This window comes from Neobacillus niacini (genome assembly GCF_023715415.1).
Taxonomy (GTDB): Bacteria; Bacillota; Bacilli; order Bacillales; family Cytobacillaceae; genus Neobacillus; species Neobacillus niacini_C.
Genome location: NZ_JAMBOB010000007.1, coordinates 198,136 through 224,291, shown reverse-complemented (window position 1 = coordinate 224,291; position 26,156 = coordinate 198,136). Strand labels below are relative to the sequence as shown.

The following is a 26,156-nucleotide window of genomic DNA, read 5'->3' as shown; positions in this document are numbered from 1 at the left end:
ACTCTGCGAATAATTAAAATTATATATCCTATATACCAAATATTAAATCTCTTCCTACCAACTAGTTAATTGCTTATAAATCCGTCTTTTGTAATACCTTAAACTCTTTTATTAAATATTTCATATTCATTTTAGTCTTTCTTAACCAACGAACAATCTTTCTAATTGGCTTTAGTATCGGATATTTTTTTATTGAATTTTTATTAATTCTAACCTGTAAATGCCCTCCACCATATTCTTTTAATGGAAGAAACCAATTGGATTTTCTAACCTCAAATAATTCTGGTTTCATTCTATAAGCCATTAGAATAATGTTCTGATCATCGTCCACAAGTCCACAATAATTTAAAGAAAGCATAGCATTTCTCATAAGTTCCCATAACTCATTCCAAAGGTAATCTGGGGCTACTATAATTGGCCCCATAATATAGGTGTCCATTGTTCTAATGATATCAAAAATAGGTCTATCATCTAATTCTTTAATATTAAAGATATTAATCTTTTCAGGGAATTCATATTTCCATAAAAAGTCAAAATCGGAAGCGTTATCAAACAATGATCCTCCATGATTAAAACCAAAATCCAGCCATGCTACCATCCCAGAAGCACTTTTATTTTGGACAGCATCTTTAACAAACCATTCTTTTAGCAACATAACATAATTATAATCTGCATTCCAAGATTCAGGATTATCTGATCTGACCCTAAATTCTCGTTGAATACCATTTTCTGTTGCCTTTTTTATTGATTGATATAATTCTTTATCTAATTCCGTAATATCATTCACGATATTAATGACTGTTTTTTCTGCTAGACCATATTCTTCACGAATTTTTAGAACTTTAGCAGCAACTTCTTTACTATCTAAATAAATTATTACTTTATTTCTAATCCGAGCCCAAAATTCAAAATAACTGATATATTCATCAGCATTTCTACTAAACGTTTTCCAATCTGCACGTTTTATATTTAAAAAGGCTGTAACTATTGTAATTTCACTCATAAAAGTAATTCTCCTTTTTCATTACACTAAAGTAATGATTGCATTTCATTATTAGTGTAAATATTCCTATATTTTTTCAACAGATTTAAATTATTGTTTTGTAACCTCAAGATGAAATAAACAGATTACAATTTTCTTTTGTAAACATTTCTAATTACAGTTAATAAGAAATCATTCTTTTGTAATTTTAATAGTGTAAAATATGTGAAGAATCCTAGAGTTACTACAATACATGTTTGTAGTACCATGTTATTTACCAATTTGCTTGTAATATATCCAATCAAAATAATTGGCATCGCTGCTAAGATATATTGATATAAGTTTCTAAAATATAACTTCATGTTTGTTAATTTGCTGGCATAAAATATACATATACTAAAAACACATAGCTCTGCAATTATTGTTGTTATAGCAGCACCGTTTTGTTGAAAAATAGGTATGAAAATTAAATTCAATGTGAAATTAATTAAAGATCCAACTATTGTTGCTATTAGAGAATACATCTCTTTTCCGTACGGCATAAATACTTGATATGCTATCAATCCATTTATTGGTGATAATATAACATTAATACTTAACAAACGTAATATCTCCGCAGATTCCATGTATTCCGCACCACTAAACAAAGAAACTAATTGTTCACTCAATGCATACAAACCAAAAGATGCAGGTACAGCGAGCATAAAAATGAAATTGAAGGCATTTGATAATAACTCTCTAAATTTTTCTAAGTTATTATTGTTAATATAAACTGAAAGACGTGCCAATATTACTCCATTCAATGATGCAATTAAAGCAATTACAACACTAATTAACTTTAATGCAACAGCATATAATCCCACAGCTTCATCGCCAATCATATAACCCAACATGATAGAATCAAAACTTAAATATATGGTTGAGGCAATAGTCATACCGAATATTATCAGAATCGGCTTTATGTGCCGAATAATGTTGTAGTTATTGCTTTGAAATAGTTTAATACGCTTCTGCACTGTAACAAAATATAAAACATTTGAACCAACAGTTCCCAAAATGTGAATAGCACCATATTTAATAACATCTGCGCTTGTTTTTATAAAAGTAAAAATTAAGACAAGTGATATTATCTGAAATAGTATTGCTTGTAAACTTATTCGTTTATAATCTTCAATAATCTGAAAATACCAAGATGCCCCAATGGAACTACACGGAATCACCAAACCCATAATAAGTAATAGTGTCCTATATTCTGCAAAATCATTGTTAAATATTAGGAATGAATATAACCCCAATGAAATAACCGTAGTTCCAATAATAATAATATACATCTCTGAAACAAATTTACTTAGCATTACTATATCATTTCTAAATTTAGCACCTTCTCGTAATGCATAGGTTGGAATACCTAGTAACGCAAACATAGTAAAATAACTAACTATTGTATATACATAACTTACAGTACCAATACCTGATGCTCCTAATATTCTTGATACATATGCAAATGAAATAACAGGAAAAATATAGCCAGTGCCTATACGTATGGAATTCCACATTAGGTTTTTTTTTATAGATATAACATTTGTCATCTTCTTTAACCAGATCCTCACTTAACAGTTACTCTGAAAACTTTTTGATATATAATCTAAAACCCCGAAAATAATTACAAAGATTCCTAATAACACATTTTTATCTTTAGACGTATTCAATAGAGAAAATTACTGACACAAGATTTAAGGGAACTTAAGAACATTCTCATAATTTGAATTCTTATTGTATGATTATTGTCCAACTTAAAGAAGTTTAGTTACCCTAAATAGATTCCTTATAAGAAGTTGATTTCACTTTTTTAACAACAAAGCACTTATTTTTGAAGCGAACATCCATTCATATCTTCCCAAAAAATACAAAGCAGAAAATATTTTGGCACCTATTTCAGGAACTTTCAAATACCTTTTCATGTAATAAGAACAGCTATCTAGATATGCATTTTGAAGTATCACTCTACTTTTCGAAGTGCCTTTTTTACTTACATGTAAATGGTAAACTTGTGCCCCAGTAACAACATAAATACCATATCCTGCAGCCATCATTTTTTTCCCTAATATATTTTCCTCCATAAATAGAAATGTTTTTTCATCAAAATATCCAACGTTCCTAATAGCCTCGTATCTTACGATGAAAAAACAACCCGAAACTGCCTCTACTTTGGCATAATCAACATTTAAAATTTCCTCAGTATTATAATATATACTTTTATTTATTAATCTAGAAATTTTATAGGAAGTATAAAAATTATTAATCAGCATATCTCGATATCTAGGTAATTTCCATCCTAAATTTCCAGAAATATCATTATTACTATTCCTAATAACACCTGTGGCAATACCAATGTTTTTGTTACAAGCTAAAAACTCAATAATTTTTATGATAGAGGTCTCTTTTACAGAAATATCTGAATTTGAAATAATAATATTTTTTATTTTGTATCTCTTTTCTGCATAGTGAATACCAAAATTGTTACCATAAGCATATCCACCATTATAGTCGCTAACCACAATATCAACCTTTTTATTATTTATTTTGCTAAAGTTATTTATTGAATTATCAGTAGAACAATTATCTACGATAATAATTTTATCTATACAATTATATCCAGAAACTTGATTAATAAGTTTAATGGTATTGTCACTATCATTATAATTTACAATAACCATGATATTCATAGGTAATAATCTTCCTTTCTTAACTAAACATTTCTATTCATAATTCCGTATTCCTTAAAATTTGTCCCTTGCTTTTTTATTGCCAATTTCCTGAAATTCGTACTTGTAACTAAATGCCATTGGCCAGATTAAATATAGAGGCAAATAGATACTGAAAATTGTAGACTCAATTAAACAACCAATAATAAAAATAAAAACAAAAATGCGCATATTTCTCCGGGTATTTATATAAAGCATTATTAAAATTCCCATAAAAATTAAAATCCCTATATAGCCGCTTTCTACAAAAATCCTCCCAAAGCTACTCATAAAACTAGAAACAGCATCATCATTCATTTCTTTAAAGTAAATGCTAGAGTTCCCCATCCCACTACCGATTAACTGTAATCCAAAATCCATCTCTCCTAAGTAATTTAAAAATGAAAACATCCTACTAGAACTTATTGTTAGCCTAGAAAAAGCATAATTAAAGTACTCAAACGTATTGCCGGAAATGTACATGAAAGTTAATGTCATAAAAATAAAAACAAATACGATGATAAGATTTTTTGCTCTATTTTTTTTGTTATTAAGTAAATAGATTGTCCAAATAAGTACCATTAAGTATGCACCAGTCCCCGACGTTGAAAGAACAAGTGCAATTGAGTATAATAATCCTAAAAATAACTTATTTCTTTTCTTCACCTTTTTATCAATAAATAACAAAACTGCCAATGCCATTACAACATAATAAGCAAAATGAGAGGGTTCACCGAACACTGTCATAGGGCGGTAAATTACGATAGTTGAATAATTTTCATAAATTAAATTATTAATTGACTTTGACATACCGTCAGTTAAGGGTAAAAAAGGTAAATACATATGGATATTTAAATTTAGCGTATAATAGGCAATGATTTGTATTAACAAAGAAATACATCCAACTATTGATATTACTTTAACTAATCTGATAGCTAATTCAAAATCTAGAACTGTTCTTGAAACAGAAAGAATAATAATGTATAAAATAAATAAGGTAAATCTACCAAAGATTGAAATCATACTATATTCTTGAGTAATTAGTGATGATATTAAAGCTAAAAACAAGCATATTCCTGCAAATATATATAGAAAATTCACTGTGTTACCAACACTTAGCTGAATTTTTATGCGCTTAGTAATCAATAGAGATATAAGGATTACAATCATAAAAAGATTTGGCAAGTTTATACTACTAACCGGACTCTTATATACACTTAACAAGGGATAGCATATTAAAAATATAGTATAGAGTTTTTCAAGTAATGCTTTTGAATTATCCATATTTTTAAACCTCGTTTTCTAATCTATAGATTTACTTTCCAATATCCAATAACGTTGAGCAAATACTATTTTAAGTGAAATATTAATATCTTTAATATTTCACTTAAAAAAATTTGCAAAGTAATTTTAATTTAATAGGATTGGGTATATAAATCAATGTAGTGGTTATATATGTTTTCCTTGTTATATAACTTTGATCTATTAAGACAATCTTTATTTGATATATCACTTTTTTTCAGCATCCTGATTGAACGAATTAAGTCAATGGCACTTTGATTTTCAACAATAATTCCACATCTTTCATCTATACTTTCGATACTGCCACCTGTGTTAAATGTTATTACTGGTGTTCCACAGGCTAAAGACTCTAAATTAGTTGTTGGAAAATTATCTTCTAATGTAGGATTCATAAATACATCAGCTGCCGAATAAATCTCAGCTAACTCTTTTACATTATGTGTTTTAGATATGCCAATAATATTTTCAGGTAACTTCTCTTTTTGCTTTTGAGAAAGTCCAACTAATACTATAACCTCATCTTTTTCTATTAAACTTGATATATCTTCAAAATATTTATATCCTTTTCTTCTATCCCAAATACTTGCAACGCCTAAAATGATAAATTTATTTTCTATATTATATTTACTTCTAAATTCACTTTTTGTTGGCTTGAAAACCTTAGTATCAACTCCATTATTGACTACTTTTACAGGATATTCTTTTAGAAATGATTGGCTTACAAGGTTGGCTAACCATTGAGAGGGAGTTACTAATGTCAAATTCTTAACACCGGTAAATATTTCCTTTTTATTCAAAAAATTATCTTGTGAACTATCTACTAATAAACTTGATGGGTATGACCGTATTTCAGGACAGTTAGAACATTGGCTTTTCCACTTATTACAATCTACATAATCAAAATACGTACAATGTCCAGTAAATGCCCAACAATCATGCAACGTCCATATAACGGGCTTATTAGCTCTTTTTAGATAATCAAACAGAATTTTGATATTGATAAAATACCCGTGAATATTATGCAAATGAATTATGTCCGGATTGATTTTTTCTACTTCTTTTATAAAATCATGTGTAGATTTTTTTGATCCAAATCCATGCTTGTCAAGTAATCTTGTTAAAACTACATGATGATAATTATCATATTTCGTTCCTATTTTTATATTATTTACAAGATCATTTGTCTTACCTCGACCGTATGCAATAAAGCTTTCATGACCTTTTTCTAATAATATACTATGGATATCTGCTGCTATTCTACCGGTACTCCCTATACCACTTACTGTGTTTATCTGTAAAACTTTCACTAGTTGTGCCTCCAAACAACTCTATTTACATAATCTGTATATGATAAAATTATTCTTAGCACCTTATCTGAAACATTTGGCATGCTATAATCGGAAACTAGTCTCAATGTATCAAGTTGTTGTGTATCTAATACATCTAATCCCTGTAATATTCTTTCCTGCTTTAACCCAACCATCATAGCAGCTGCCTCTTCCATTGCCTCCGGTCTTTCATGAGCTTGTCTGATATTAAGTGCTCTAAACCCAAGAATAGAAGACTCCTCACTAATTGTCCCACTATCACTTAATACTGCTTTGGCTTTAATTTGGAGTTTTACATAATCATTAAACCCTAAAGGTTTCATAGTAATAACTAAAGGATTAAACTCGATTCCCTTAGCATTAATCATATTTCTTGTTCTTGGGTGTGTACTTACAATTACCGGCATATTATATTTCTCTGCAATTGCATTTAAGCTTTCAACTAAATTCAAAAAATTTGTTTCTGAATTAATATTTTCTTCTCTATGAGCTGAAACTACAAAATATTTGCCTTCTTCTAGTTCTAATCTACCTAATACATCTGACTTTTCTATATCAGCTTTTCTAGAATTTAGTACTTCAAACATTGGGCTTCCCGTTTTAATAATTCTATCTGAAGGGAATCCCTCTCTTAAAAGGTATTCTCTTGCTATATCACTATAAGTTAAATTAATGTCAGCTGTGTGATCAACTATTTTTCTATTTGTTTCTTCTGGGACTCTTTGATCAAAACACCTATTTCCCGCTTCCATATGGAAGATTGGAATATGCCTTCTTTTTGCAGCAATCGCAGCTAAACAGCTGTTAGTATCTCCAAGTACTAGAAACGCATCTGGATTTACCTTTTCAAAAATTGGATCAATTTTCACCAAAATATTTCCTATCGTTTCAACTGCAGTCCCAGTAGCTGCATTGAGAAAATAATCTGGTTTTTTTAAATTGAAATCCTCAAAAAACACTTCATTTAATTCATAATCATAATTTTGTCCCGTATGGACAAGTGTATGTTCAATAGCATTTGATTCTTCTAATTTATTTATTACAGCTGACAATCTAATAATCTCTGGTCGTGTACCAACGACTGTCATGACTTTTAATTTCTTCATTTTAAACCTCCAAAAAATAAGTATCTGGTCTTTCAGGGTCAAACCATTCATTTACCCACATTACAGTTACTAGATCTTTTTCCCCAACATTTACAATCGAATGAGTATAACCGGTAGGAATATCTACAACCTGTAACTTGTCTCCACTTACCCTGTATTCAATAACCTCTTCAAAACCGATCTTTCTAAATCGAATCAAACCTTCACCACTTACTACTAAAAACTTTTCATTCTTAGTATGGTGCCAATGATTCCCCTTTGTAATCCCTGGTTTCGATACATTTACAGAAACTTGACCTCTGTCAGCTGTTCTTACAAATTCAGTAAAAGATCCTCTTTGATCTATATTCATTTTAAGGTCATAAGCAAAGTCTTTATCTGGTAAGAAACTTAAATAAGTACTATAAAGCTTCTTAGTTAATGGTTGTTCCATATTTGGGATGTTTAAATTAATTCTACTCTCCTTGAAACTATTAATTAGTTGAGCTAACTCCCCTAGTTTAATTGAATGTGTAACAGGGACAACACAGTAAGGACCTTTCATAGTCGGGTTACCTTCAAGTACCTTTAGAAACTCCTCTAATAAATCATCTATATAACAAAGATTAAGATTGGCTTCTGGATTATTTATTTGGATGTCTAATCCTCTTGCTATATTGTGACAATAGGTTGCAACAACAGTATTATAATTAGGCTTGCTCCACTTGCCAAATATGTTTGGTAGCCTATAAACATAGACTTTCGTATCAGTTTCTCTGTTGTAGCTAAATAATAATTCTTCTCCTGCTTTCTTACTTCTCCCGTAAGCATTATCCAATTCAGCTTGAATAGATGAAGTAATAAGAACTGGAGCCTTATTTCCATGTTTCATTAACGACTCAAGTAATATAGAAGTAAAACTAAAATTGCCTTCCATAAACTCATTTTCATCTTTGGGCCTGTTTACCCCTGCTAAATGGAATACAAAGTCACATACTTTAGTGTATCCATCTAGTAGTGAAAGGTCCATCTCTTTGGTAAATTCAAATATTTCATCGAACCCTTTATTTCTCAGTTCAGCGATAAGATTTTTCCCAACAAAACCTTTTGCACCTGTTACAAGTATTTTCATTACATTATTCCACCCTTAGTTCATTACGTGAATCTTTTTGTTCCATTCCTTAAGTTCTTTTTGAACGAAATCTAACTCAAGTAATTTTTCTTTTATTTCTTCAATACTTAGAATTTGTGTATTATCTGAATTATATTCTTCTATAGTAGTAAGCTTCTGGTCTCCCTCAGCAAAATACTTATCATAGTTAAGATCTCGTTGGTCAGCAGGAACTCTAAAGAAACCACCTAAGTCCTCCGCTACTACAAATTCCTCCTTTGTTAGGAGAGTTTCATATTTCTTTTCACCGTGACGTGTACCAATTATACTAATATCATTTTCTGCATTAAACAATTCCTTAACTGCTCGTGCTAGGTCCCCAATCGTACTAGCTGGAGATTTTTGTACCATGATATCTCCTGCCTCAGCATTATGAAACGCAAAGACAACCAATTCCACAGCCTCTTCTAAACTCATTAGGAATCTTGTCATACCGGGATCCGTGACTGTTAATGGCTGTCCATTTTTTAACTGCTCAATAAATAACGGTATAACTGAACCTCGAGAAGCCATTACATTACCATATCTCGTTCCACAGATAAGCGTTTTATCTGGAGAAACTGTTTTGGATTTAGCAACAAATACCTTTTCCATCATTGCTTTTGAAATACCCATTGCATTAATTGGATATGCAGCCTTATCTGTTGATAAACAGATAACCTTTTCAACTCCATATTCAATAGCTGCAGTGAGAACATTATCCGTCCCCATTACATTCGTTTTTACTGCCTCCATAGGGAAAAATTCACAAGATGGGACTTGTTTTAATGCAGCCGCATGAAAAATGTAATCCACGCCATGCATAGCATTTTTAACACTTGCTAAATCTCTTACATCCCCAAGATAAAATTTTAATTTATCATTTTTATATAGCTTTCTCATATCATCTTGCTTCTTTTCATCGCGAGAAAAGATTCGAATTTCTTTTAAGTCCGTATCTAAAAATCTTTTCATTACAGCATTACCAAAGGAACCAGTGCCACCTGTAATTAATAGAGTTTTATGTTTAAACATGCACTTACCTCATTTCATTTTATTTAAAATGACTCATTATTATTTCATATGAATGCCTTGCCGTATAATTATCTTCTAAATACCTTCTAGCATTTAGTCCCATCTTGTTTCGTAATTTATCGTCACATAACTGCATTACATATTCATTAAACTTGTCGACGTCAGTACTTTCACACCAAAGTCCAAATTCCCCTTGTTCTATTACTTTTCCGATATCTGTGTTCCTATCAGTTGCAGCTATTATAGGCATCGAAGCCTGCATATACGATAGAAGCCTCGATGGGAAATTTGGAATTGTAAATCGAGAATCGAGAAAAATCAATCCAACATCACATGAATTTACAAGTATTTCATAATCAACTCTTGGTAATTGAGAAAATAACTGTGCGTTGGTTATTTTCTCAGTATCTAGAAAATTTTTAAGTTTAGCAAACTCTGTTCCTGAACCCGCTAGGACAAAGTGCACATTATCATTAGCCTTATTTTCGTTTAAACACTCAATTAGGAAATTAATGCCTTGCGGTTTGCCTAAATTTCCACCATAGATAAAGATAACTTTTTCCAAAGGTATGTTATATTTCTTTTTAATTTCAACTGCTTTTTTTACATCAATTTGAATTTGTACCGGCTCTACACTATTTGGACATATTTCTACATTATTATGAGGTATTTCAATATTATGCTTTAATATAAAATCTACATTTGCTTGGGACATACATCCTATATAATCTGAAACTTTATATAATTTTTTTTCCTTTGACCTAAAATAACGGTATAATAGACCTTTGACCCCTTCTTTCCTAATCAAATCAATATCTACAGCGTTTTGAGGAAAGATGTCTTTTAATAATAAATATGTTATTGCATTATCTCTCTTTTTCACATATTCAACAGCTTTTTGCAAAGTTATTGGAGGAGTAGAATAAATTATCAGATCAAATTTGACATCTGAGAAATATTGTTTAATCCCTTTTAGAAACTTAGTTTCTAATGTAAGAGTTGTGATACCCTTTTCTAACATATTGGTTTTTTGAATGTTTCCAATTTGCAATTTTAGTATTTTGTAATTACCTCTATCTAACAAACTAGTTGCCTTTTTGCTCCTCTTTTCTGTTGGAGAAATAATGTATACTTTATGGTTATTATTTACAAACTCTCTCATTAAATCAGTGTAGATACCACTTTCATTAATTGAATTAAAATCTAAAAGTGTTAAAAATAGTACGTTCATTTTATAAACTCTCCTAACAGAATTCGTAAGCAGTAAAATTACTCAAATTCAAAAAACTTCCTCATATGTTGCTAATACTTATTTAACTTTGAAAAAAGTATTCAACTCACTTAAACTATTAATTGAATGGGTTTCCCTAATATTTTTTAAATAACATTTCTCTTTATATACACCATCTCGTAAAATTCTTATTGTTTTAATAGGATAAATATTACTTATATAAAAATCCTTTTCTGGATTATCCCCTACATAAATCATCTGATTATATTCTATATTGAATTTCTCTTTCATCATTTCAAATGCTTTAGGATGTGGTTTCCAATACTCTCTTCCTAGTTCATCAGTAACAATTATTTCATCAAAATAATCAGTTGCTTTTACTGCCTTTAATTTTTGAAACTGAGCATCAGCATAACCATCTGTTATAATGCCGAGTTTTACTCTTTCCTTCTTTAAACTTTCCAAACATGAAATTACATCCTCAAAAAACTCAATTGAGGGTAAATGATTTCGGTATGATTCAACAAGTTCAAGTATATCGTTTTGAGTATAAGTAATTCCTAATTTATCAAAAAGTCTATTAAATACATTTAATGGGCTTTCGCTAAATATTCCTATTAATAGGTTATATAGTTCTGTTTCATCTCTGTTGAATCTATTACTCAGTAACTCCGAAATGTGTTTGTAACCACTTTTAATATATTGTTTTTCAGATATCAAGGTATCATCTAAGTCAAATACTACTGCTTTTACCATTTCACTAACTCCATATTCTCATCTAAACAAATACTGCTATCAAATCTAATAAAGGTAATATTTTCCCTGTAATTTAAGTTATATTGAAGTTTCTCACCTAATAATAAACGAATAATATTTTCACATGAGTCTGCTCCACTTTGAATACTCATAGGTGCTCCGCCGCCAAATCTAGGATTTATTTCAATATATTCAATTCCTTTTTGAGTTTTCATAAGTTGAACTGTTATATGCCCTATTGGTTTAAGAACCTTCATTAATCTTGTAACATCCTCAATAATTTCTTGGTCTCTAATTATCTTGCCTTTAGATATCTCTCCACTTCGAGTAGCCAATCTTAACCTTGGAACAATGGTAATGATAGTACTATCAAAATCTAAGAATACATCAACAGTAAACTCTTGACCTTCCATAAAATCCTGAATTATAGGTTCATTCACTATTTCCTTATATATCTTTAGTTCATTAATATTATTTACTTTAAAGGTATTAATGCTGGAACTTCCAGACTTAGGTTTAATAAATAATGGGAAATTCAGATTACCTATAGCAACTTCTTCCTCTGTATACATTCTTGGTATTTTAAAACTGTTTTCCTCCAAAAATCTTTGAGTACCAATTTTATCTCTGCAAATTTGTATAACTCTTGAATCTGATATTAATACCTTAGTTTTAGTTTGTTCTTCTATAAAACTTTTATTCTCTGCAAGCAATAATAAATCAGTATCGATTGTAGGTACTACTAGCGATATGTTTTCCTTATTACAAATATCAATAATTGAACTAATATAATTTGGATCACCAATACGTGGTAACATACACGTTTTATCAGCAAAATATAAAGCAGGGGCTGTATCAGAACAATCACCGGCTACAATGTTACTTTTTACTTTAAGTTTTTTAGCAGCATTTTGAAAACACTGTACTAGTTCCACACGTCTTCCGGCACTTAATATTAATATGTTTATTTCATTCATTATCGTTACCCACCTTACTACCATTAAAGTATTCCATTGTAGCTGCAGTTTCTGAGTTAATGCCTTCCCTGACTACTACTTTTTTTATAGTTAACAGAATAATCTTCCAATCTTCAATAAAACTCACATTCTCCACATACTCTATGTCGAGATCAAATTTTTCTTCCCAACTGATTGCATTCCTACCACTAACTTGAGCTAATCCTGATAAACCAGGTCTAACTTCATGGCGACGTTTTTGGTGTTCATTATAAAGAGGCAAATACTGAACAAGTAATGGTCTAGGACCTATGATCGACATATCACCTTTTAGTATATTAATGAGTTCTGGTAACTCATCAAGAGATGTAGAGCGTAGAAACTTCCCAAACCTTGTTAACCTAATACTATCAGGAAGTAGACTTCCTTTTTCATCTCTTGCATCCGTCATCGTTCTAAACTTATACATCATAAAAATCTTCTCATTTAGACCTGGTCTTTCCTGTTTAAACAATATAGGACTACCTAGATTTACTCTGACAAGGATAGCAACTATCAAAATAACAGGACTAAGAACTATAATTGCAACCAAAGATAGTATTAAATCCATCGACCTTTTTAATAAAGTTCTATAAATTCCCCCTTTGGAGTTTACCATTAATCCAGCCACAACCCTTTAATAATTTTCACGACCTTTTTTAATTCACTTTCTGTTATTTTCGTATCCGAGGGTAAGCACACGCCATTTTCAAACAACTTCTCCGATACATCAGTCCCAACAAAATTATACTTCTCAAAAAACGGCTGCATATGCATTGGTTTCCAAACTGGTCTTGACTCAATATTCTCTTTTTCAAGAGCTTCCATAATATCTATTGGCCTAACTTTACCACTTAAAGTAATAGAACTTAGCCAATAGTTAGGTTCATTCCACTCATTGCTAGGCATGAACTCAACACCATCTAATCCGCTTAGTTCTCTTTTATAAAATTCAAAGATATAATTCTTCTTCTCAACTCTCTTATCCAGTACCTTAAGTTGCCCTCTACCAATTCCAGCAACAACATTACTCATTCGATAATTGAATCCTAATTCACTATGCTGGTAGTGTCTTGCTTGATCTCTACTCTGAGTAGCCCAGAACCTTGCCTTTGCAATTCGTTCTTCATTATTAGACACTAACATCCCACCACCGGAGGTAGTGATAATTTTATTACCGTTAAACGAGAAAATCCCATAATCCCCAAAAGTCCCAGTATGCTTACCTTTATAGTAAGTACCTAAAGACTCAGCGGCATCTTCTATTAATACAACATTATGCTTTTTACAAAGTTCTACTATTCTATCCATGTCAGCAGACAAGCCATAAAGGTGAACTACAATTACAGCTTTCACATTCGGATATTTTTTAAATGCCTCTTCTAAAGCTTTAGGGCACATATTCCAAGTCTCATAATCACTATCTATAAAAACTGGAATTGCATTTTGGTAGATGATTGGATTAGCAGTAGCTGAGAATGTAAGAGTTGGACAGAACACAATATCCCCTTCTCCTACCCCTGCTGCTTTTAGAGCTAAATGAATGGCAGCTGTTCCAGAAGTTAGTGCAGCAGCGTTTTTTGAACCGACTTTAGCAGCCAGTTCTTTTTCAAACTGATTCACATTTTCGCCTAGAGGTGCAATCCAGTTTGTATCAAAAGCTTCCTTTACATATTCCATTTCATAGCCTTCATCACTCATATGTGGTGATGAGAGGAATATTCTTTCTCCCATTTTCAAAGACTTCCTTCCATAGTTAAGTTACACATAATTTATTATTTTTTAGTCACTTAGTACTTAATTAGAAATTATAGTTCTAACTAACTACTAACCAACTAAAGATTTCATTACAACAGCCCCTGCCCATAGAAAACAAATCCATGAACAGGGTCTATTGATTTTAAATATTCATTTAACCTTTAATTCATCCATGACTTCGTCAAGATAGGTAAGTAACTCAGATCTCAACTCAGGATTTTGTAATGCAAAATCAATGGTTGTCTTTACAAAGCCAATCTTCTCCCCAACATCATACCGTTTACCTTCGAAATCATATGCAAACACTCGTTGAATCTGATTCAATTTCTGAATTGCATCGGTTAACTGAATCTCTCCACCAGCACCTGTTTGCTGTTTATCCAAGATTGTAAAGATCTCCGGTGTAAGAATATACCGTCCCATAATCGCTAGATTAGAAGGTGCCGTTCCCGGTGCAGGTTTCTCCACAAAGTTATCAACCTGATATCTACGTCCCTCCTGAACCGAAGGTTCAACAATCCCATAACGATGTGTCTCATTATCCGGAACAGTCTGCACCCCAATCACAGATGAGTGAGTTTCTTCATATATATTCATTAACTGTCGTAGGCAAGGCGTATCACTTTGAACAATATCATCCCCAAGTAGAACCGCAAAAGGCTCATCCCCAATAAAATTACGTGCACACCAAACCGCATACCCTAGCCCTTTTGGTTCTTTTTGACGAATATAATGAATATCTGCCAGATTAGTAGAATATTGAACTTTATCTAGTAACTCTAACTTCCCTTTTTCTCTAAGGTTTTGCTCTAACTCAGGTGCAAAATCAAAATGATCTTCAATTGCTCGCTTCCCTTTTCCAGTAACGATAAGGATATCTTCAATTCCAGATGCAATCGCCTCTTCGACAATATACTGAATCGTTGGTTTATCAACAATCGGCAGCATTTCTTTTGGCATTGACTTTGTAACCGGTAAAAATCTGGTTCCCAGCCCTGCGGCCGGAATAATCGCTTTCCGTACCTTTTTCATACTAATTCCACCTTTGTGCATTATTAAATAGATTACAAACCAAGGGTTTGTGTCTTTAGATTTACCATAATCAAACCGCAAGGTTTGCTTCTATTAAACTATTAACTAGTTCACCGCTGCCAAAACAGGTGAAAAATCAAACTTATTATTAGCCACAGCGATCAACGTATCATGCATTTCCACTTCAGACATCTCTAAAAGTCCGCTAATTAACTCACTCAGCACCTCAGCCTCAAGTACATTCGCCTTCCCAATATGAATCTTAGGGAAAATACTCTCAGGATGCATCTCATTCTCATTCAATAACTCTTCATACATCTTCTCCCCAGGACGAAGTCCTGTAAAATGTATCCCGATATCTTCTATAGTATAGCCAGAAAGTTTAATCACATTTTTCGCAAGATCAACAATCCTAACCGGCTCACCCATATCAAGCACAAACACCTCTCCACCACGAGCAAGAGATCCTGCCTGAATAACAAGCCGTGAAGCTTCAGGTATCGTCATAAAATACCGTGTCATATCCTCATGTGTAACCGTCACCGGTCCACCAGCCTGAATTTGCTTTTTAAATAATGGTATAACACTACCGCGGCTACCAAGCACATTCCCAAACCGAACCGCAACGAATTTCGTATTGCTATGTTGAGCTAGACTCTGAATAATCATCTCCGCAAATCGCTTCGTGGCCCCCATCACATTAGGAGGATTCACCGCTTTATCAGAAGAAATCAAAACAAAGGTATTAACACCGAATGTATCACATGCCTCAGCCACATTCTTCGTCCCAAACACATTATTCTTAACTGCTTCCCGAGGATTATATTCCATCAAAGGCACATGCTTATGCGCAGCTGCATGATAAACCACAAACGGTCGATGTTCTTCCATTACTTCAAACATTCGATTTCGATCTTGGATATCACCGATGACTGGTACTATCTCAATTTGCTCTTTATAGATTTTTTTGAGTTCCATATCAATCAAATAAATACTATTTTCACCATGACCCACCAAAACAATTTTACTAGGATTAAAGTTGCATATCTGGCGACAGATTTCTGATCCAATCGATCCACCTGCACCCGTTACTAACACTGTCTTACCAGATACATATTCAGAAATACTACCGATATCCAACTCTACTGGATCTCTTCCTAATAAATCTTCCACCTGTACCTCACGGAATTGATTAACCGAGATCTTCCCCGTCATTAAATCCTCAAGCTTCGGAATGATTTGCGTCTTTGCCTTTGTTTTCGAACATTCCTCAAAAATGCGATGTAACTCACTTTGCTTTAAAGAAGGAATCGCAATCACAATGTTTTCAATTTGGTATTTTTCAACCGTCTGTGAAATACAATCAGAATTCCCAACTACTGGTACTCCTAGAATATCCAATTTAAACTTCTTTGGATCATCATCAATAAAAGCAACAGGCTTTAGGTCAATTCCATGGTTGTTTAGCAGCTGTCGAGCAACCATCGTTCCACCTGAACCCGCACCGATAATCAATGTTTTTTTGATATCCATTTGTTTGTTGATGATGTTGTCTCGGAACATTCTCCATGAGAACCTTGAACCGCCAATTAATAGCACGTGCAGCATCCAGGTTATCAATAATGCTCTTACATAGGTGTTTTGAAAAACCAACAACTGCATTGCCGAAGTGGCCGCAATCGAAAACGTAACGGCTTTGACAATCGCAATGAGTTCACCGACACTCGCATATTGCCAAGCCTTATTATAAAGATGATACATAGAAGCAAATAAATGATGACAAGCTAATAAGGTAAGAGCCGTAACAAATAACATTGGAACTTTAAAGATATGTATCGATGGATTGAGCGTCCAATAGCTTATGTAGATAGCGGTTAACACAATAATCGAATCCAAAATGGCAAGTGTCGTTAATCTTTTTTTATATGTCACTTGAACATTCCCCCTTTATCTCTATAATTGGTTAAAGCGAAATTTTTACAAAAAAAATAAATACCTAATGGAAACTCAGTTGACTTTTCACCTGACCTTTCATTAGATATTTATTGTTTTTTTCTCTTTTTATAAATCAGGCCTGTAACCCATCCTCGCAATATACTTCTGACGACAGGCGTCTAAGGATTGGTATACTATCTCCCCTCCCACAGCATAATCGAGTGCACCCATGGATAACGGACAGGGAGCCTCGCCGTTCAGGGAGTTATACCTGAAAAATGTATAAGTAATAAACTTCATACTAGCTGGTTAGTTGGATTTAGAACAAATTAATAGCTATTTTCTTCTAATTCTTCAGAAAGAGACTGCGCACCATCATCTACACCTATCAATATATGACAATGTAAATCAATTATGGTTCACACTCTCTTTCCAAAAGATTGTTATTTTCATCCGACAATATTCATCTTAACACCGTCGAAAACCTTGGTAAAGGGGGAGAATTTGTCGAAAATTAGTTATTTTGAACCATAGTAATAGTAATAGTCATTATCTTTGGCCTCTTTATGGTTTAAAACTACACCAACCAATTTGCTTTGTGCATTCATAAGCAAATCTTTTGCCTTTTTTGCTTGATCAATATCTGTTTTGCCACTGTAGACTACAAAGATAGAACCATCAATTTTATTCGCAAGAATTTGAGGATCTGCAACAGCTAGCAATGGCGGGGTATCAAATAAGACATAATCAAATTGCTCTTTAGCCTCTTCAATAAATTGTTCCATTGACTTCGAGCTTAATAATTCAGCTGGGTTCGGTGGAACTGGCCCACTTGTTAAGATATATAAATCCTTTTCATCTGTTTCAAGAACTGCACTTCCAAGCGTCGCTTGCTTTGTTAATACTGTAGTAAAACCAAATAAATTATTTACACCAAACGTCCGATGAACCGTTGGTTTACGAAGATCCGCGTCTACAAGCAATACTTTTTTCCCAAGCTGTGCGAATACAACTGCCAGGTTTGCAGTAGTAGTAGATTTCCCTTCAGCTGGACCAGAGGAAGTTACCATCAGCGCTTTAAGTTCTTCATCAATAGATGAATATTGAATATTTGTCCGAATTGTTCTATATTGTTCAGAAATCGGCGACTTCGGATCTAGAGTAGCAATTAACTTTCGGCTAGGGTCGGTTATTTTCGAATTTTTATTTGTTTTAAGAGCCATGTATTTCACCTCTTCCGACTGACATCCTAGTAGACTTCCTTCTACTTAATTCTTCCATTTTTGCATCATCGATAACAGCAATATTACCGAGAATAGGTAGTTCTAAAATTCTTTCAATATCATTTTCACTTTTTAAGGTGCTATCAAAATAATCTAATAAGAAAGCTAGTCCTACTCCTGCCATTAATCCAACTACAATCGCAATTGCAATGTTCATTAATGGGTTGGGCGCAACTGGTGAATTATTCACTGTCGCAGCATCAAGAATGTTTACGTTATCCACCTTCATAATCTTCACAATTTCAGTTTGGAACACTTCAGCTGTTGTATCAGCAATTTCAGCTGCAAGTTCCGCATCAGGATTTTTCACTACAATCGTAACTACCTGTGAGTTCTCTGACTTTTGTATTGATATTTGTTCATTTAATTGACCAACTGTTAATTCTGAGCTAACTTTCTGTGAAACCATTGAAAGAATTCTGGAACTTTTAATGATTTCATTATAGGTATCAATTAACTGTAGATTGGCCTGAACTTGAATATCCATTGAATTAAGAGAGGATTGCTCATCTTTTGTCTGATTAATAAGTAGTTTTGTTGAGGATTGGTATATGGGTGTCAAATAAAAGTAACTTATCAAACCACTAACTGTTCCAGCGAGGAAAGTTATTGATAAAATTAACCCTATCCTTTTTCTTAGTGTTTGCAATAACTCTTTTAAACTAATTGTTTCTTCCATGGTATCCTCCCGAACTCTAATAAAAACAAAGATTATTATATCACATTTTTTGTCGTATTTTTTCTATTAATGTATAATTTTGCTACTTCTTATTAAACACCTTTTTGTAAGAAAATAGAAGAGGAAATAGTCATTTGGTATGATTTTCCGCTTATATTATAATGTGATAATAATCCTAGTTGAATTTATATATTCCATAATTTTAATCTATTCATTCAGCCTGCTTTTTGATATTCTATATACTAGCTGTAGAAATTTGTATATTTTTGGAGGAATTATCCATTGAGAACTCAAAAAAAGAAAAGAACATGGCTTAAAGTCACTGGAATTGTAATACTACTGCTATTAGTTGGTGCTGGCGCTTATGGATACAATGTATATAAATCATTAACCACTGCTGTTGATACCATGCACGAACCAGTGGAAAGAAAACAGACTGAAAAGCGTCCTGAGCCAGTTGTTTTAGAAGAGAAGGATCCTTTCTCTGTATTAATGCTAGGTGTAGATGAGCGACAAGGAGACAGAGGACGTTCAGACTCCATCATCGTTCTGACTGTTAACCCTACTAATAAATCAGTCAAAATGCTAAGTATCCCACGAGATACGCGTACTGCTATCATCGGAAAGGGATTTGACGACAAAATCAACCATGCATATGCCTTTGGAGGAGTTCCAATGGCGATGGATACTGTAGAAAACTTTCTTGATATTCCGATTGATTACTATGTGCAGATTAATATGGAAGGCTTCAAGGATATCGTTGATGCAGTTGGTGGAGTAACAGTGAATAATGACCTTGATTTTACTTATGAAGGTGTTCACTTTACAAAAGGTGAATTAAACTTAAATGGAGAAAAGGCATTAAAATATTCTCGAATGAGATATGAAGACCCACGTGGTGACTTTGGACGTCAAACTAGACAACGCCAGATTATCCAGGGAGTCATTAAAGAAGGTGCAAGCTTATCAACATTAACCAACTATGGTGATATTTTCTCTGCACTAGGTAAAAATGTGAAAACAAACCTAACCTTTGATCAAATGATTGATATTCAGAAAAACTATAGAGAAGTAGGAAACAATGTTCAACAAATGGAAATTAAGTCACAAGGAACAAAGATAAACGGAGTCTATTATGGAATTGTTTCTGAAGAAGAGAAACAGCGTGTACAAACTGAGTTAAAAACACAATTAGAGTTACAATAACTTTTAAACTGCCGGTTGGATTCTTCAACCGGTTTTTTTACGTTATTAAAGAAAAATGTCGAATTATGTCGTTTTCTTTTTTACTTTTATTAAGGTATACTATATTTAAACAACTTGGCATATTTAATTTTTTTCTCCGTGTTTCTTCTATATAAATGGAAACGCTTTCTATTAGAAGTAAGGGGTGGGTGGATAACATGTACAAAGAAAGCAATTTCAATGCCGGACTTTTCTGGGGAACAACCTTAAGTGTTCCACTATGGATTGCGTTTTTAGGCTGGCTCAAACTGGTTATCCACTTTTCACAGTAGCTTCTAAAACAATTACACTTATAAATTCATTATCAAAACTTTAATCCCATACCCACAGAATGTGAGTATGGATTAAAAGTTAATGCATATGAAAAGCAATATCCTTATCATAGATACATAATACTAAATTAAGCCCCTAATGATTAGGGATTTAATTTTGTGAATTTTTGGCTAGTCAATCAAATAATTGCGAAAAAGCCTACTATTTATATAGTAAAGGTTAAATTATCAATAGAATTCTTACCATCCACATGGTTCCCTTTTAAAAACCCAATACATGAATTCCCAACAATATGATTATATTCACCACTAGCGGATATAGCTGCTTCTTTGCTTTCATAGTTCCGAATAGTATTCATTCCAACTGTTATTTGACCCGATTGCTCAAGTCGTATTCCATTTCTATATGGGAATATTATTGTATTAGTACTAATATTCCCATAGCCCTGTTGTGAATTTTTAATTACAATTCCACTCCCTGAATACCCATCTTCTGCAAGTCCATTCACTTCATACCAAGAAATAGTATTACCAACAATTGTGAATACTGAACAGTTATCTAAAAGAATGGCATCCTTTTTTGCCCAGGCGCAGTTATTCCCACCTGAAATAGTGACGTTTTTTGAATTTTGAACATGAATACAATGTTCTTTCGGTGCAAATAAATTATTTGCTCCTACTGTCACCCAGTTTGAGTTATCAATATAAATATTTTTTATAGTTCCTGATCCTCCAAATAAGACATTGCCATTAATGATTATACCATCCTGTCCATTTGCAGCAATTGTAGCAATTCTTTCAACTTTTGCATTGGGAGTACTCTCGTCAGTATTATTATTAAATTTTACATCTCCGCACACATAGGTCTTTGAAGAACCCTTGTTGACAAAATAACCATACTGACAATTTAAAAAGTGGTTATTTATTATATCTAATCGTGAAACATGTTGACGATAATCAATGGAATTAACTGTTATAGATCTTAAGCAGTTTTTAAAATAGACTCCATCTATCGTAATCCCATAAGCAAATTGTATTGAGATCCCGTTCCTTTTTCCTTCGCCTTCGATTGTAATCTCATTTATTGTTATATTTCTTGTTCCACTGTATCGCTTTGTATACGGTTCAATTTTTTCTCCTTCTATTTTTATGCTGCCTTTTAAAATTCCCTTTCCACTAACATTTATATTACTAGCTGTAATAATGATATTCCCAACGTATTCTCTGTTCTGGGATAAAATGATGGAGCCATGGCCATTTCTCTTAATTTCAGATATAATCCGTGAAAAAGCCTTTGTATAATCCTTCTCATCATCTTTTCGGTAATCTTCTGGACTAAATCCAACCATATCTTTTATTTTATTATTATCACGTTGCAGTATTATATCTTCACCTTTTTGTTTTATAGAAAACCCAAAAAGGAATGCAATAATGCCGATAAATACTTGCAATAAGAAATTCCTTCTTTTCAAAACCAATTGTCCTCTCCAATAGAATAGTCTTAGTTTATTATAAAAATTAGTTAAGGTAAAAGCATTAATGCTGTTTGAAATTTTTCCCTTATCATATATATATCTATCTCAATTAAAGAATTCCCAGTAGAACTGAGGGTGTAACAACAGCAGGAGCAAAGGGCTAATTTCCTACTATCATTTCTAAATATGTTTTACTTTCCAGCTATTATATATTGATACCCTTTTCCAACAAGAGTAAAATAACGTTGTCTCTATTTACCTAGTAAAACAGTAATAACTCGCACCATATCTATTGGAGGAAAATATGAAAACAAAAACCAAAAGCAAATGGAAGATCATCGGTTTTAGTATAGCAGGAGTTATCGTGGCCGTTATGGCTTTTATTGGATATGAATATTATCAGCTTCAACCAAAGAAACACTTTACATCCATTCCTGTTGTTAGCAATAGTGAAAATAAGGACAATTCAGATATACAAGAAATTCAAAACGTGGAAGTAAGTGAACCTATTTTTAATATTTTATTAATTGGCTCTGACCAAAGAATAGGACAAAAAGTTGGCCATTCAGACTCCATGATTCTCGTTCATGTGGATCTGACTAAAAATGAATATCATGCCGTTAGTATTCCTCGCGATACACGGGTTCACCTAGATGGTTATGGATATACAAAATTAACAAGTGTCCAATATATCATGCAGGCTAAGAATGGGTCTAAAGAAGGCATCGAAACAGCTGTAAAAGCCGTTGGTGAATTAATGGGTGTTCCGATTAATTATTATGTAGAAACCAATTTTTATGGCTTCCAAGCGTTAGTCGATTCGGTAGATGGTATTGAAATGAATGTACCATTCGATGTGAAACTGACACATCCTTGGTATCCAGAAAATAAAGATAAAATTATTACTGCAGGTACCTACTCTTTTGACGGAAAAATGGTAACAGAGGTTGTTCACGAACGATATTCATTAAAGAACGGAGAATATGGCCGTCAGCAACTTCAGGTGGAAGCATTAAAAGGGATTGCGAAGAAATCTTTATCTCCTAATAACATCGGTAATTTACCAGATTTAGTTGATTCTATTCCTGAATTCATTGTAGCGACGAATATGACTACCTCCGATATGCTTAGTCTCGGACTTGCTGGCAAGGACTTTGATCCTGACACTCAATTAACCTACCATCAGCTAGTTGGCTCTGGACAAACATTATATGATGATATTCTAAAAGCAAAAAACTCTCAGATAGTGCTGAATCAACAGCAAATACAAGAATTAATTAACACATATTTTATATCTGAAAGTTAAGTTATTCCTGCTCTATGATTTTCATAGGGCTTTTTTCATATAATTACACAGACACCAAAAAACATGACTATACATTAACCCGTACCCACAGTTGTGAGTACGGGTTAATGTTCACTGCCTATTTTAACGAATACTGTTTGTCAAAATAGCTTTTGTATTCACCACTTATAATCTGCTCCCACCACCACTTGTTATCTAAATACCACTGGATGGTTTGGGCAATTCCTGATTCAAATGTATAAGTTGGTTCCCAGCCTAATTTTTCTAATTTGGTTGGATCAATCGCATAACGTTTATCATGACCTAGACGATCTGTTACAAATTCAATCAATTCTTCCGATTTACCTAATGTACTAATAATCGTTTTAACCACTTCTAAATTCGTCCGCTCATTATGTCCGCCAACATTATAAACTTCACCATTGACACCCTCATGCATCACAAGGTCAATGGCAGCACAATGGTCAAGTACATGTAACCAATCGCGGATGTTTTTACCGTCACCATAAACTGGTACCTTTTCTTCATTTAGGACACGAGAAATCGTTAACGGAATTAGCTTTTCAGGAAAATGGAATGGGCCATAGTTATTTGAACAGCGAGTGATATTCACTGGTAATCCATAAGTCTCGTGATAGGCGCGTACCAAGAAATCAGATGATGCTTTACTTGCACTGTACGGGCTATTTGGCTGTAATGGTGTTTCCTCTGTAAAGAACGTAGTTGGGTCAAAATCCAATTCACCATATACCTCATCAGTTGATACATGGACAAATTTCGTTACCCCCGTTTGTTTTGCAGCATCTAACAACACTTGTGTTCCTAAAACATTGGTTTGAACAAAAATCTCTGGTTCTGTAATTGAGCGATCCACATGGCTTTCAGCCGCAAAATGAGCCACATAATCAAACTTTTCCTTCTCAAAAAGAGGGATTATTTCTTCACGATTCGCAATATCTGCCTTCACGAAGTGATAGTTCTCTTTCTTCTCGATTTCACGATGCTTTGTTAAGTCACCTGCATACGTTAATAAATCTAAATTATAAATATCACACTGCGGGTACTTGTTCACCATATACTGAACAAAATTCCCACCAATAAAACCAGCACCGCCGGTTACAAGAATTTTCTTCCTAGCCATTATTTCACCTCATATTTTAATGCATTTAAGTAATTTGCTAAAGAATCCTGCCAGCTTGGTAATGGAATAAACCCATTATCCTTCAGTTTCTGTTTCGACATACGGGAATTTTTTGGTCTTACCGCTCTAGTCGGATATTCATCTGTTGTAATGGAATGAACCTTTACGTTCTTCCCAGCTAGCAGGAATATTTCCTTTGCAAATTCAGCCCAGCTGCAATAGCCTTCATTTGATGCATGATAGATACCGTACTTATCTGTTACAATCATATCTAATAATAATCGGGATAAATCAAATGTATTTGTTGGAGAACCAATTTGGTCACCTACGACATTTAATTCATTTCGCGTTTCTGCTAAACGCAGCATTGTCTTTACGAAGTTGTTCCCATTCAAACCAAACACCCAAGAAATTCGGACAATAAACCATTCTGATAATAAATCTTGTACCACTTTTTCAGCCTCATATTTTGTCTGTCCGTAATACCCAACAGGGTTTGGAGTATCCGACTCAAGGAAAGGAGTTTCCCCTTGTCCATCAAATACATAATCTGTACTGATAAACATAAACTTGGCGTCTACACCTTTGGCTGCCTCCGCTAAGTATTTGGTCCCATTTACATTTACATTCCAAGAGCTTTCCCTATCATCCTCTGCCTTGTCCACTGCGGTATAGGCGGCACAGTGGATGATTGCATCGGGCTTTTGTTCAATTACAAATTGTGAAACTGCATGCTCTACTGTAAGGTTCAAATCTTTAGATCCGACACCGATCATTTGGAAACCACGCTTCTGTCCTTCTTGAACGACGTCATATCCGAGTTGACCTGTGTAACCAGTAACTAAAATTTTCATTATTTCTCACCGTAGCTAAAATTATGTTCTGCATCTGCAAGGAGTGGTGCCTTTTCGTCTTTTGCAGATAAAACTGGAGTGATATCCATCGGCCATTCAATAGCGATTGCAGGATCATTCCAGAAAATACCACGGTCGCAGTCAGGTGCATATAGCTCATCGACTTTATATTGAACTTCGACATCATCTGTTAATGTCATGAAGCCATGCGCAAAGCCATGTGGAATTAATAATTGTTTTTTATTATCAGCAGATAACTCTATTCCAAACCATTTGCCGTAAGTAGGGCTTCCTTTTCGGATATCCACCGCAACATCAAAGATAGAACCTTTAGTACAACGGACAAGCTTTGTTTGCGCCTTGGGATTTAATTGGTAATGTAGCCCCCTTAATGTACCTTTCGCAGCAGAAAATGATTGATTATCTTGCACAAATTTATGATTAATTCCCGCTTCCTCAAATTTGGCAACACTATACGTTTCCATAAACCACCCACGATGATCGCCAAATACTTTTGGTTCAATTACTTTTACCCCTGGTAATGATGTCTCAATTACATTCAACTTTT

General features: G+C 33.3%; 24 protein-coding genes. 2 read left to right on the top strand and 22 right to left on the bottom strand.

The window, feature by feature from the left end:
* Positions 1-73: 73 nt before the first annotated feature.
* From M3189_RS18095 to M3189_RS18015, 18 genes are all read right to left on the bottom strand, one after another.
* Complete coding sequence (locus M3189_RS18095; protein WP_251636147.1) at positions 74-1,003, bottom strand: WlaTC/HtrL family glycosyltransferase; 930 nt, start codon at positions 1,001-1,003, stop codon at positions 74-76.
* A 125-nt stretch (positions 1,004-1,128) separates the two neighbouring features.
* Positions 1,129-2,571, bottom strand: a complete 1,443-nt coding sequence (locus M3189_RS18090) for a flippase (RefSeq protein WP_251636145.1) — start codon at positions 2,569-2,571, stop codon at positions 1,129-1,131.
* Between the two features lie 252 nt (positions 2,572-2,823).
* Positions 2,824-3,708 carry a glycosyltransferase gene (locus M3189_RS18085; protein ID WP_251636136.1) on the bottom strand — a complete coding sequence of 295 codons (885 nt, stop codon included), beginning with the start codon at positions 3,706-3,708 and terminating at the stop codon, positions 2,824-2,826.
* 54 nt (positions 3,709-3,762) lie between these two features.
* Positions 3,763-5,010 (bottom strand): O-antigen polymerase, encoded by a 1,248-nt coding sequence (locus M3189_RS18080; RefSeq protein ID WP_251636134.1) that lies wholly within the window; start codon positions 5,008-5,010, stop codon positions 3,763-3,765.
* A 131-nt stretch (positions 5,011-5,141) separates the two neighbouring features.
* A complete protein-coding gene (locus tag M3189_RS18075; RefSeq protein ID WP_251636132.1) occupies positions 5,142-6,335 on the bottom strand; it encodes a glycosyltransferase in 1,194 nt (397 codons plus the stop codon).
* Complete coding sequence (wecB, locus tag M3189_RS18070) at positions 6,335-7,462, bottom strand: non-hydrolyzing UDP-N-acetylglucosamine 2-epimerase (protein ID WP_251636130.1); 1,128 nt, start codon at positions 7,460-7,462, stop codon at positions 6,335-6,337. Before wecB ends, M3189_RS18075 begins: the two co-directional genes overlap by 1 nt.
* 1 nt (position 7,463) lies before the next feature.
* Positions 7,464-8,573, bottom strand: coding sequence for a capsular polysaccharide biosynthesis protein CapF (locus tag M3189_RS18065; RefSeq protein ID WP_251636128.1), 1,110 nt, complete (start codon positions 8,571-8,573; stop codon positions 7,464-7,466).
* 15 nt (positions 8,574-8,588) lie between these two features.
* A complete protein-coding gene (locus M3189_RS18060; RefSeq protein ID WP_251636127.1) occupies positions 8,589-9,626 on the bottom strand; it encodes a polysaccharide biosynthesis protein in 1,038 nt (345 codons plus the stop codon).
* Positions 9,627-9,645: 19 nt separating this feature from the next.
* Entirely contained in the window at positions 9,646-10,857 is a 1,212-nt protein-coding gene (locus M3189_RS18055) for a glycosyltransferase family 4 protein (protein ID WP_251636126.1), read from the bottom strand.
* A gap of 78 nt (positions 10,858-10,935) precedes the next feature.
* On the bottom strand, positions 10,936-11,613 hold the full coding sequence (locus M3189_RS18050) for an HAD family hydrolase (protein WP_251636124.1): 678 nt from the start codon (positions 11,611-11,613) through the stop codon (positions 10,936-10,938).
* Positions 11,607-12,590, bottom strand: coding sequence for an ATP-grasp domain-containing protein (locus M3189_RS18045; protein ID WP_251636122.1), 984 nt, complete (start codon positions 12,588-12,590; stop codon positions 11,607-11,609). The genes M3189_RS18050 and M3189_RS18045 overlap by 7 nt, the downstream gene beginning before the upstream one ends.
* A complete protein-coding gene (locus M3189_RS18040; protein ID WP_285889737.1) occupies positions 12,583-13,227 on the bottom strand; it encodes a sugar transferase in 645 nt (214 codons plus the stop codon). The genes M3189_RS18045 and M3189_RS18040 overlap by 8 nt, the downstream gene beginning before the upstream one ends.
* Entirely contained in the window at positions 13,227-14,342 is a 1,116-nt protein-coding gene (locus M3189_RS18035) for a DegT/DnrJ/EryC1/StrS family aminotransferase (protein ID WP_251636120.1), read from the bottom strand. Before M3189_RS18035 ends, M3189_RS18040 begins: the two co-directional genes overlap by 1 nt.
* Before the next feature lie 174 nt (positions 14,343-14,516).
* Positions 14,517-15,398: a UTP--glucose-1-phosphate uridylyltransferase GalU gene (galU, locus tag M3189_RS18030; RefSeq protein WP_251636109.1), complete on the bottom strand. Its 882-nt coding sequence runs from the start codon at positions 15,396-15,398 to the stop codon at positions 14,517-14,519.
* A gap of 105 nt (positions 15,399-15,503) precedes the next feature.
* Positions 15,504-17,330 carry a polysaccharide biosynthesis protein gene (locus M3189_RS18025; RefSeq protein ID WP_251636106.1) on the bottom strand — a complete coding sequence of 609 codons (1,827 nt, stop codon included), beginning with the start codon at positions 17,328-17,330 and terminating at the stop codon, positions 15,504-15,506.
* Positions 17,331-17,662: 332 nt separating this feature from the next.
* A complete protein-coding gene (locus M3189_RS27180) occupies positions 17,663-17,746 on the bottom strand; it encodes a CpsB/CapC family capsule biosynthesis tyrosine phosphatase (protein ID WP_353057443.1) in 84 nt (27 codons plus the stop codon).
* A 105-nt stretch (positions 17,747-17,851) separates the two neighbouring features.
* Positions 17,852-18,556 carry a CpsD/CapB family tyrosine-protein kinase gene (locus M3189_RS18020; RefSeq protein WP_251636104.1) on the bottom strand — a complete coding sequence of 235 codons (705 nt, stop codon included), beginning with the start codon at positions 18,554-18,556 and terminating at the stop codon, positions 17,852-17,854.
* Positions 18,546-19,295 (bottom strand): YveK family protein, encoded by a 750-nt coding sequence (locus M3189_RS18015; RefSeq protein WP_251636103.1) that lies wholly within the window; start codon positions 19,293-19,295, stop codon positions 18,546-18,548. The genes M3189_RS18020 and M3189_RS18015 overlap by 11 nt, the downstream gene beginning before the upstream one ends.
* A gap of 282 nt (positions 19,296-19,577) precedes the next feature.
* Here M3189_RS18015 and tagU point away from each other — a divergent pair, with 282 nt between their 5' ends.
* Complete coding sequence (tagU, locus tag M3189_RS18010) at positions 19,578-20,501, top strand: polyisoprenyl-teichoic acid--peptidoglycan teichoic acid transferase TagU (protein ID WP_251636101.1); 924 nt, start codon at positions 19,578-19,580, stop codon at positions 20,499-20,501.
* Positions 20,502-21,018: 517 nt separating this feature from the next.
* Here tagU and M3189_RS18005 read toward each other — a convergent pair.
* Positions 21,019-22,263: a right-handed parallel beta-helix repeat-containing protein gene (locus M3189_RS18005; RefSeq protein WP_251636099.1), complete on the bottom strand. Its 1,245-nt coding sequence runs from the start codon at positions 22,261-22,263 to the stop codon at positions 21,019-21,021.
* A 328-nt stretch (positions 22,264-22,591) separates the two neighbouring features.
* Between M3189_RS18005 and M3189_RS18000 the strand changes: the two genes are divergently transcribed.
* Positions 22,592-23,593, top strand: coding sequence for an LCP family protein (locus M3189_RS18000; RefSeq protein WP_251636097.1), 1,002 nt, complete (start codon positions 22,592-22,594; stop codon positions 23,591-23,593).
* A 118-nt stretch (positions 23,594-23,711) separates the two neighbouring features.
* On the opposite strand, the gene rfbB is transcribed toward M3189_RS18000, so the two are convergent.
* The 3 genes from rfbB to rfbC are packed head-to-tail and all read right to left on the bottom strand — an operon-like array spanning position 23,712 to position 26,151.
* Positions 23,712-24,734, bottom strand: coding sequence for a dTDP-glucose 4,6-dehydratase (gene rfbB, locus M3189_RS17995; protein WP_251636095.1), 1,023 nt, complete (start codon positions 24,732-24,734; stop codon positions 23,712-23,714).
* Positions 24,734-25,588, bottom strand: a complete 855-nt coding sequence (gene rfbD / locus M3189_RS17990) for a dTDP-4-dehydrorhamnose reductase (protein WP_251636093.1) — start codon at positions 25,586-25,588, stop codon at positions 24,734-24,736. The genes rfbB and rfbD overlap by 1 nt, the downstream gene beginning before the upstream one ends.
* Positions 25,588-26,151 carry a dTDP-4-dehydrorhamnose 3,5-epimerase gene (gene rfbC / locus M3189_RS17985; RefSeq protein WP_251636091.1) on the bottom strand — a complete coding sequence of 188 codons (564 nt, stop codon included), beginning with the start codon at positions 26,149-26,151 and terminating at the stop codon, positions 25,588-25,590. Before rfbC ends, rfbD begins: the two co-directional genes overlap by 1 nt.
* Positions 26,152-26,156 lie beyond the last annotated feature (5 nt).

Bases quoted from the DNA above. Each gene is read 5' to 3' on its own strand.
- M3189_RS18095 (WP_251636147.1), bottom strand. From the start codon at position 1,003: ATGAGTGAAATTACAATAGTTACAGCCTTTTTAAATATAAAACGTGCA.
- M3189_RS18090 (WP_251636145.1), bottom strand. From the start codon at position 2,571: ATGACAAATGTTATATCTATAAAAAAAAACCTAATGTGGAATTCCATA.
- M3189_RS18085 (WP_251636136.1), bottom strand. From the start codon at position 3,708: ATGAATATCATGGTTATTGTAAATTATAATGATAGTGACAATACCATT.
- M3189_RS18080 (WP_251636134.1), bottom strand. From the start codon at position 5,010: ATGGATAATTCAAAAGCATTACTTGAAAAACTCTATACTATATTTTTA.
- wecB (WP_251636130.1), bottom strand. From the start codon at position 7,462: ATGAAGAAATTAAAAGTCATGACAGTCGTTGGTACACGACCAGAGATT.
- M3189_RS18065 (WP_251636128.1), bottom strand. From the start codon at position 8,573: ATGAAAATACTTGTAACAGGTGCAAAAGGTTTTGTTGGGAAAAATCTT.
- M3189_RS18060 (WP_251636127.1), bottom strand. From the start codon at position 9,626: ATGTTTAAACATAAAACTCTATTAATTACAGGTGGCACTGGTTCCTTT.
- M3189_RS18055 (WP_251636126.1), bottom strand. From the start codon at position 10,857: ATGAACGTACTATTTTTAACACTTTTAGATTTTAATTCAATTAATGAA.
- M3189_RS18050 (WP_251636124.1), bottom strand. From the start codon at position 11,613: ATGGTAAAAGCAGTAGTATTTGACTTAGATGATACCTTGATATCTGAA.
- M3189_RS18045 (WP_251636122.1), bottom strand. From the start codon at position 12,590: ATGAATGAAATAAACATATTAATATTAAGTGCCGGAAGACGTGTGGAA.
- M3189_RS18040 (WP_285889737.1), bottom strand. From the start codon at position 13,227: ATGGTAAACTCCAAAGGGGGAATTTATAGAACTTTATTAAAAAGGTCG.
- M3189_RS18035 (WP_251636120.1), bottom strand. From the start codon at position 14,342: ATGGGAGAAAGAATATTCCTCTCATCACCACATATGAGTGATGAAGGC.
- galU (WP_251636109.1), bottom strand. From the start codon at position 15,398: ATGAAAAAGGTACGGAAAGCGATTATTCCGGCCGCAGGGCTGGGAACC.
- M3189_RS18020 (WP_251636104.1), bottom strand. From the start codon at position 18,556: ATGGCTCTTAAAACAAATAAAAATTCGAAAATAACCGACCCTAGCCGA.
- M3189_RS18015 (WP_251636103.1), bottom strand. From the start codon at position 19,295: ATGGAAGAAACAATTAGTTTAAAAGAGTTATTGCAAACACTAAGAAAA.
- M3189_RS18000 (WP_251636097.1), top strand. From the start codon at position 22,592: ATGAAAACAAAAACCAAAAGCAAATGGAAGATCATCGGTTTTAGTATA.
- rfbB (WP_251636095.1), bottom strand. From the start codon at position 24,734: ATGGCTAGGAAGAAAATTCTTGTAACCGGCGGTGCTGGTTTTATTGGT.
- rfbD (WP_251636093.1), bottom strand. From the start codon at position 25,588: ATGAAAATTTTAGTTACTGGTTACACAGGTCAACTCGGATATGACGTC.